We start from the raw sequence: 7716 nt of genomic DNA, 5'->3' as shown, positions 1-7716 counted from the left end.
ATGTCAGCCTGTCCTTTCTAAAAAAGCGAGGCGATCAGAAGAGGTTCGGGTTCGACTGCAACAGTTGCTGCAGTTCCTGATCCAGTCGGACGCGCACATCGGCATCCAATTTGGCGTAAATCTGGATCGGCGCAACCTCCAGACGGATGGTCGGCGCGCAGGCCGAGACGGCGACGACGACCGCCCCCAATCCGAGGCCCGCCAGTTGGCGCTTGTTGATCATGGCTTAGGCTCCGGTTCGGCCAAGGTTGATGCGTCTAATAGCATGCTGTGGCGTGAACGCATGCTGAATGGCGAGGTTTGATATTATTGAGGTTCGTCCATCTGGCCGCTGCGGGCGCGGTTGACCCGCAGCAGGTCGGAAATCAGCTGGTTGGCGTTCAATGTGGTGTCCAGCGTCAGGTCGATCTTGGTCCCCGACGGCAGCGGCAGGGTGCGGTTGAGGAATTTGCGGCTGATCAGTTCCGAGATGGTCAGGCGCAGTTCCTGGCGCTTGGGCGGATTATGATCGCCGCGGATATGGAACAGGACCGCCACGCGCCCCCCGTCCATGCTGTTCACATCGGCGGTCAGCAGGTCGAAGGACAGGTTCTCCATCGCCTGATAGGCCAGATCCTCGACCATGTTCGGCGGCACATCCTCGCCTGCCCCGCCCGCGCTGACATCGGTCAGGACCTCACGCTTGATCGACAGCTTGCCGGGCTGGACCGCGCCCAGCGATCCGGCGACGATCTTCAGACCGTTCTTGGGATCATAGGTGAAGGGCAGGCGTCCCGACACCACCGCATCCAGCAGCACCTTGTCATCGAAGCCGGTGTCGGCGACCACATCGCCCAACTGGACCCGGTCCAGCACGATCACCCCGTTGAAGCCTTTTTCGATATCCAGCGGGATGACGAACGGCTCCAGCGCAATCGTGCCGCCTGCTGCATTGACGGTGCCGCCCGCAACATTCAGCCCCTCGGCGTCCAGATCGAACTTCAGGTTCAGCGCCGTGACGTCGGTGCCGATCGCCATCTCGTCAATCGTCAACTGCTGATCGGACGCCGTGGTCAAGGGTGTCAGACTGGTCAGGACGATGTCGCCCTTCAGTCCCTTCACCGCCCCGGCAGGGCTGGTGAAGTCCAGACGCGGAATGGTCAGCCGCCCGCTGGACGTCGGCTCCGCCGTCTTGGTCCAGTCGAAACGTCCCTCGAAACCGACTGTGCCGACCACCGGCGACTGGATGAATTCTTCCGACAGGGCCGACAGCATGTCCGGCTGCAGCCCATGCTCGGCGAAGACGATGTTCGGGGCTGAAATCTGGATGCCGCCTGCGCCAGTGCGCCCGTCATGCGCCAGGGTCAGATGTCCCAGCCGGGCGGACGCCGCCGGGCCTGTTCCCTTCAGATCAAACCCGCCCGACCAGCGCTCATTGGCCAGCTTCACCTCGCCTGACGCCGCCAAAGGCGTGAACCGCTGGGGGTCCGTGGTGTCGGACACCCGACCCTCGGCGACATGGGCGGTCAGGCCGATGCCGGCGGAGTTTCCATCCACGGCCAGCTTGCCGCCGATTTCCGCAAACCGCATGGCCAGGAAGGCGGCTTCGGCCTGGAAATCCTGAACATCCGCCGCCACATGCCAGACGCCGTCCTTGGAGTTCAGCAGAGGCTCCGCGCCCGGACAGAGCTTGCCCGCAATGTCGCGGACGTCGTTCTCCTCCATGGCCAGACGCTCGACGGTCAGGGCTACACAGTCCTCGGCGACATAGGTCAGCCGCCCGTCCGTCATGGCCAGCACGCCCTTGGTCTGGGCGTCGATGCCCCGCGCCAGGTCAAAGTCCAGCTTGGCCCGGCCATCCAGATGCGCTTCGAATCCAGCGTCCGTCAGGCGCCATTCGGGAACGGCGATAGCCAGTTCGGGCAGGCCGTCTCCGCGCGTAGCATTGACCTGCAAGGCGCCCCCGCCTGCACGGCCCGGCTCGGCCTGATAAACCGCCTCTCCGACCTGGGCGATCGTCAGCACACCGCCGTTGCGCGGGCTCAGGGTCGCAGGCCGGGTCAACACCACATCCGTGCCCCCCGTGCCGGTCGAGAACCGCAGCGCAGGCGCATTGAAGGCGAACGCGCCCAGAGCGCGCTTCATGGCCTTCAGTTCAGCGACCTCATCCGCCGCCTCAGGTCCGAACAGGGGCCATGCGCCGTCGTCGGAGACCACAGAACCCTCGGCGGAAATCCGCGTCGCGCCGTCATAGACGACATCGAGGTTCAGTTTGCTGCGCGCCCGTTTCAGCGACACATCGCCAAAGCCGATCGCGCCCGCCGTGGTCGCCGCCGCCCCCGTCAGTTCGAAGGTGTCGTTGCGACCGCCCATGGTCAGGCCGGAAGAGCGGATCGTCAGGGCCTGAGCCTTGGCTTCGCCCGCTCGACCCGACGCAGCGTTCAGGGTGATGGGCGTCGCCAGACTCCAACGGAAATCCTTGCCGCGCGACAGCGCCAGCCGCCCGCCATCCGCCACGGCGTCTGCGCCCAGAATCTGCACATCAGGTCCATCGATACGTGCCGATTTCAGGCCCAGCGCCGTCGCGCCTTCGGCCCGGAAGCTTTCAATCCAGCCGGATACCGCGCCGTCGAACCGGGCGGTCAAGGCAGCGTCGCGCGCCGTTGTGTCGGCGCTTCCCAGGCTTTCACCGGTCAGGGCGGCGTCGATCACGGCGCGACCGTCGCCACGCTGCGTCTTCATGTTGGGATAGGGCAGGTCGCCGGTCAGCAGCAGGCGGGCGGTTTCGCCGTTCAAGGCCTGGGTCTTGAACCCTGCCGCACCAGCGTCGATCAGCAGCTTGACCCGGTCGCCTGTCGTGGTCAGGTCGATGTCCACCTTCAGATCACGCGCTTGCGTGTCGCCGCTCTTGAGCGTCTGGGCCGTAGCCTGCCCCTTCAGCCGCAACAGCTTGCCATCATCGACACGCGCGTCGACCAGGGCCTGCACAGGACCGTATTCCGTATCCAGACGCCCGCGGCCACCCTCGATGATCACCAGGGGGCCGCGCGAATCCGGCCGGGGCGGGCCGCCGGTGAACTCCTTGATCAAGGGGTCCAGCGAGCCCAGCGACAGTTTCCCGTCCTTCCAACTGGCCCGCATGACCGGCCGCACCAGACGGATGCGGCTGGGCGTCACGCCAAATCCGGCCTTCGTCCACGGCATGCCAATGGCGTAGTCGACCTCGACCCGTTCGACGACCACGTCCGGGTCGCGCGGATCGCCGATGCGGATGCGCCCGACAAAGCCGTCCAGCTCCAGCCGCTGCACATCGACATCGGCCTCGATGCCGCGCCGATCCAGCCACCCGACCAGGACTTCACGCGCCGCCGCTCGCCGGTTCAGATAGAGGGCGCTGGCCAGGACAATGGCGACGACCAGAACCCCAAGCAGAACAAGCCACAGGCGGCGCACGCGACGCTGCGGCGCGCGCTTTCGCGGCTGCGGCGCGGGACTGGCGGTTTCTTCTGGCGGATTATCGGTCAAACGGGCGTGTCGTCTTCTGGAACTGGTTTCGCACGATCATCGCCACCCCAAGCGTCAGCACAAGATTAATGCGCGCCGTTCAACGCCCAATTCGGCGAACCGTTGCAGTGACAGATGATACGATGAGGGCGGTTTATGGACCAGCAACGCCGTCAGACACGCCAGGCCTGTCCACAACAGGGGGCAAACAGGGTGTTTTCGTGCAAATTCGCGCCAAACAGCCTAGCTTATTAACAGTTTGTAACCCTCTGTCTTCCCAAACTGACACAGGCTCGCTATACGCCTTCCCTTCGCCTTGGAAAGCGTCACAAGGCGGACCTGACTTGAGTAAGCCTGCTTAACGACCGACTTGTCGCCGGATGGCGTCGCAAAACGACGGGAACGATGGCTCAGTTCGACCCACGCCGCCAGCCGATGCGCCTAGCTCCGCACATGTTGACGGCGGTTGCGGCCCTGTCAGTCGCGCTTTTCGCCAGCCGAGCCTATCAACCCGCCCAGGCCGAAGAAGTTCCCGTTCTTTCCGCCTCCCAGATCGCCGCTCTGGAAGTTCAGGCCTTCGCCTCCGCCAACGCCCCCGCCGGCATGACCGCCCCCGAGGCCGTCCCCGTCCAGATTCGCCGCGGTGAAACCTTCGAGCAGGCCGTGCGCCGCACCGGCGTCGCGCCGGAAGAAGCCAGCGCCGTCGCCGCCACAGTCGCCAACGCCTTCGACCTGAAAGACCTGCGTGCAGGCCTGCGTTTCGAAACCGCCATCGCCAAGCCGCGCAACGGCATGGGCGACGCCCGCCTGATCGGCCTGACCATGCGCACCGGCCCGGCGACGCAATTGACCGTGTCGCGCAGCTTCGACGGCGCCCTGCGCCTGCGTTCGCTGGAGGAAAAGGTTTCGCGCGAGACCGTGGTGGTCAAGGGCGACGTGGAACGCTCCCTGTCCGCCAGCGCCCGCGAACTGGGCGCCGCCGCCTCGATCGTCAGCGCCGCCAACCGCCTGTTCGCCACCAAGTTCGACATGCAGCGCGACGTGCGTTCGTCGGACGAGTTCACCATGGTCTTCGACCGCGACATCACCGAGGCCGGACGCACGGTCAATGTCGGCGACCTGCTGTACGCCGAACTGCGCGGCGTGACCTTCTACCGCTTCCAGCCTGCGGGCGCGAAGGAAGCCCAGTTCTTTGACGCCAACGGCAAGAACCTGCGCTCATCGATGATGCGCACACCCCTGCAGAACTTCCGCCGCGTCTCCTCGGGCTTCGGCGTGCGGACGCACCCGATCTCGGGCTATCGCAAGATGCACCAGGGCACCGACTTCGCCGCCGCTTCCGGCACGCCCGTCGTGGCGCCCGCCGACGGCGTGGTGGTCGAGGCCCGTCGCTGGGGCGGTTACGGCAACTGGCTGCGCATCCGTCACAACAACGGGCTGGAAAGCGGCTATGGCCACCTTTCCCGTTACGCCACCGGCCTGCGCGCCGGTCAGCGCGTCAGCCAGGGCCAGGTCGTCGCCTACGTCGGTTCGACCGGCGCCTCCACCGGCCCGCACCTGCATTATGAACTGTGGCGCAACGGCCAGCGGATCAATCCAGCGGGCGTCCGCACTCAGGAAGGCACCGAACTGGCTGGCGCAGATCTGGCCGCCTTCCGCGCCGAGAAGGCCCGCATCGACCGCGTCATCGCCGCGGGCGGCCAGAAACGCCCCGCCGTTCAACAGGCGTCCGCCGAGGGTCTTCGCCCCGCTCAGGGCTGACGCCTTTCGTCATCCGACCAGATATGGGGCTGCATAGCCGCCTTCCGCGCAGGACAGGCCGTGCACGCGCACGTCCGCCTCGCCCAGACCGACGCCCAGCAGATCCAGCAATGGGTTGAGCACAAGGTCCAGCGCAGGCCCGATCGGGGACAGCAGCACGCCCAGCGCCTTGGTCAGTTCGCCCAACGGCAGCGGAATCCCCAGGGCGACGGGTGTGATCTCCAACCGCTGCAACAGGGTCGAGGTCAGGCCGTTGGCCAGTCCCCGCGCCTTGACCGTCTGCACGCGTTGATCCCGGATGTCCGCCGCCGAAAAATGCGCCGTGGTGAAGCTCTGGTCGCCCACGTCGATATCGGCCTTGGCGTCTAATCGAACCAATCCCAGCAAAGCATAGACAATGGTCGCAGGCTGGGGGTTCAGGTTCGTCTTGAAATCCCCCAGCTTGGCCTCATTGATGGAACCCACCCAGGCGCGGGCCAGACCGGGCCGGACATCGACATCCGCCGACTTGGCGGGACGGCAGGTCAGCCCCTTCAACTTGGCCTCTGACGGGGCCAGTTCGATCAGGATCGGCAGCTCCACCTGAGCTAACCCTGCCAGGACTTCCGTCGTCCTTGTGCGCAGATACAGGCGCGTCTGGGCCGTGCGGATCACCGGATCCCCCTTGGCCGTGACCGTCAGCCACGGTGAATTATTGGGCCGCTCCCCCACAGCCAGACTGGTCTTCAGATCGGCCAGACCCAGCGGCGCATCAATGTTGAGCGCCATTTGACGACCGCCGCCGCCGATCTCCAGCATGGCCATGATCAGATCCAGCGCCGAGACATCGGCGTTCAAGCCGTTGCGGATGCCTTCCGGCGCCTGGGCGTCGACGCCGATCAATTGGCCCATGTTCAGCTTCACCTTCGTCGTTGCGCTGGTCAGCTTGCCCACCGCCCCGCCGTCGCGCCCGCCCGCCAGGGTTTCGATCACCTTCAGCGCCTTGCCCGCCGTGACGTCGGTCTTGAGCAGACTGTCATAGTCCCCTGCCCGGACCCCCACATTGGTCGCCAGAAGATCGGTGAACTGCAGCAGATTGATCTTCACATCCGCCAGGGCGCGATAATCCATCAGGCTCAGCGACACCTTGCTGCCCGTCAGGCCGCTCAGCAGCTGGTTGGCCAGGCCGCCATCCAGACTGGCCAGGCGGGAGCCCAGCGAGAACATGACCTTGGGCGCGTCCGGCGCAGCCGCCGTCGCCTTGCGCGTCACCTCAACCGTGTCGCGCCCCAGCAGCAGGCGACTGAAGAAGACCGGGGCCCTGGAGGTCACCGTCACCCGCGCCGCATTCGCGCCCGACGGCCCCGGGCTGAAGCGCGCGGCCGGCGCCAGGGCCCGGTTCGGCGTATAGACCCCGACCTTGACGTCGATGGCCATGGCGGCGTTCGCCTCCAGATTGGCGGTCGCTGTCGCGGACGCCGCCTGCGAAGCGTGGCTCAAGTCGCGTGCCGCCGCCAGGGCCGCCAGATCCGCCGCCCCCTGCACCCGCCGCGCATGCAGGACCATTGACCCCATGTCCACAGCGACAGCCGCGCACAGGCACAAAAGCCCCCCGCCCACCGCCGCCATGACGGCGATCGCGCCGCTTTGATCTGTAATGAAATGCCGGATGCGGGCCATCAGTTATAGCCTCCAACGCGAATGACCGCCTTGCGCTCTATGATTGTCGGGGGCAGCGGCAACATGCTGCCCAGCGCCATCATCGGATGGTCCCGGGCGTCATAGACGACGATGACCTGCAGGCGCTGGGCGTCGCTGACCGTTCGAACTGTGGTCTTGGCGGGAACCAGCGCCCCCATCCGCGTGACCGAAGTCGTGACCTCGGCCCGCGCCAGGCTTTCCCGCTCGCTGGCGTCCAGCCCGCCAATCGCCGCCCGCGCCCCCTCGGACGCCAGGCTCTGGACCGACTGAGCCATCAGGAACCAGCTGCCATAGACGACGATGCCGATCATCAGCACGACCATGATCGGTCCGACCAGGGCGAACTCGACCGCGGCGCTGCCGCCCTCCGCACGCACGAAACTCGACTTAACCGACAAGGGACGCATGGACGCCTCCATATACACGCATGAAGTGTTCCATACTCAGGATAACAAGATATTACCCTCATAGGTAGTACATGTAGGCACAATTAGAACGGCTATTAAGGTTAACGCGTCCCGTTACCGCCACCTCATCAGAAACTCGAACTTAAAGAACCGAAAAAAAGGTGCAGTTGAAGCAATCAACTGCACCATGAAATATATGTAAACCGCGCGGCTTAGAGCAGCTCAACCTAATCGATGGACAATGGATTTTGAATAATAGTTTTCTGATCCGTACTCGGCAAAGCCACCCGATCCGCTAATGACCGCGCATCTAAAGCCAATGGATGCCCAGTGACGTGCCCCTGAGAATTTCCTCCACGCGGAGCTAGAGTCCGGCCCTTGAAAG

5 protein-coding genes are annotated in these 7716 nt (G+C 65.1%); 1 reads left to right on the top strand and 4 read right to left on the bottom strand.

The genetic code is table 11. The features are described from left to right. Positions 1-34: 34 nt before the first annotated feature. Both QZ281_RS02240 and QZ281_RS02235 read right to left on the bottom strand, forming a co-directional pair. A complete protein-coding gene (locus tag QZ281_RS02240) occupies positions 35-223 on the bottom strand; it encodes a YnbE family lipoprotein (RefSeq protein WP_201100903.1) in 189 nt (62 codons plus the stop codon). 83 nt (positions 224-306) lie between these two features. Beyond that, the gene (locus QZ281_RS02235; RefSeq protein WP_292224214.1) at positions 307-3432 is read right to left on the bottom strand and encodes a YdbH domain-containing protein; all 3126 of its coding nucleotides are present in this window, start codon (positions 3430-3432) and stop codon (positions 307-309) included. 456 nt (positions 3433-3888) lie between these two features. On the opposite strand from QZ281_RS02235, the gene QZ281_RS02230 reads away from it, so the two are divergent. Beyond that, positions 3889-5244: a M23 family metallopeptidase gene (locus QZ281_RS02230; protein ID WP_292224211.1), complete on the top strand. Its 1356-nt coding sequence runs from the start codon at positions 3889-3891 to the stop codon at positions 5242-5244. A 9-nt stretch (positions 5245-5253) separates the two neighbouring features. Here QZ281_RS02230 and QZ281_RS02225 read toward each other — a convergent pair whose 3' ends face one another. Both QZ281_RS02225 and QZ281_RS02220 read right to left on the bottom strand, forming a co-directional pair. Further along, positions 5254-6903 carry a pilus assembly protein TadG-related protein gene (locus QZ281_RS02225; RefSeq protein ID WP_292224208.1) on the bottom strand — a complete coding sequence of 550 codons (1650 nt, stop codon included), beginning with the start codon at positions 6901-6903 and terminating at the stop codon, positions 5254-5256. Beyond that, entirely contained in the window at positions 6903-7331 is a 429-nt protein-coding gene (locus QZ281_RS02220; RefSeq protein ID WP_292224205.1) for a TadE family protein, read from the bottom strand. The genes QZ281_RS02225 and QZ281_RS02220 overlap by 1 nt, the downstream gene beginning before the upstream one ends. Between the last annotated feature and the right edge of the window lie 385 nt (positions 7332-7716).

It is taken from the genome of Brevundimonas sp., from assembly GCF_018608325.1.
Lineage (GTDB): Bacteria > Pseudomonadota > Alphaproteobacteria > Caulobacterales > Caulobacteraceae > Brevundimonas.
Note: the sequence above shows the minus strand (reverse complement) of the source record. Positions and strands in the feature narration are given on the sequence as shown.

What these genes read in the sequence shown, in the direction of transcription:
- QZ281_RS02240 (WP_201100903.1), bottom strand. Translation starts at nt 223, where the DNA reads ATGATCAACAAGCGCCAACTGGCGGGCCTCGGATTGGGGGCGGTCGTC.
- QZ281_RS02230 (WP_292224211.1), top strand. Translation starts at nt 3,889, where the DNA reads ATGGCTCAGTTCGACCCACGCCGCCAGCCGATGCGCCTAGCTCCGCAC.
- QZ281_RS02225 (WP_292224208.1), bottom strand. Translation starts at nt 6,903, where the DNA reads ATGGCCCGCATCCGGCATTTCATTACAGATCAAAGCGGCGCGATCGCC.
- QZ281_RS02220 (WP_292224205.1), bottom strand. Translation starts at nt 7,331, where the DNA reads ATGCGTCCCTTGTCGGTTAAGTCGAGTTTCGTGCGTGCGGAGGGCGGC.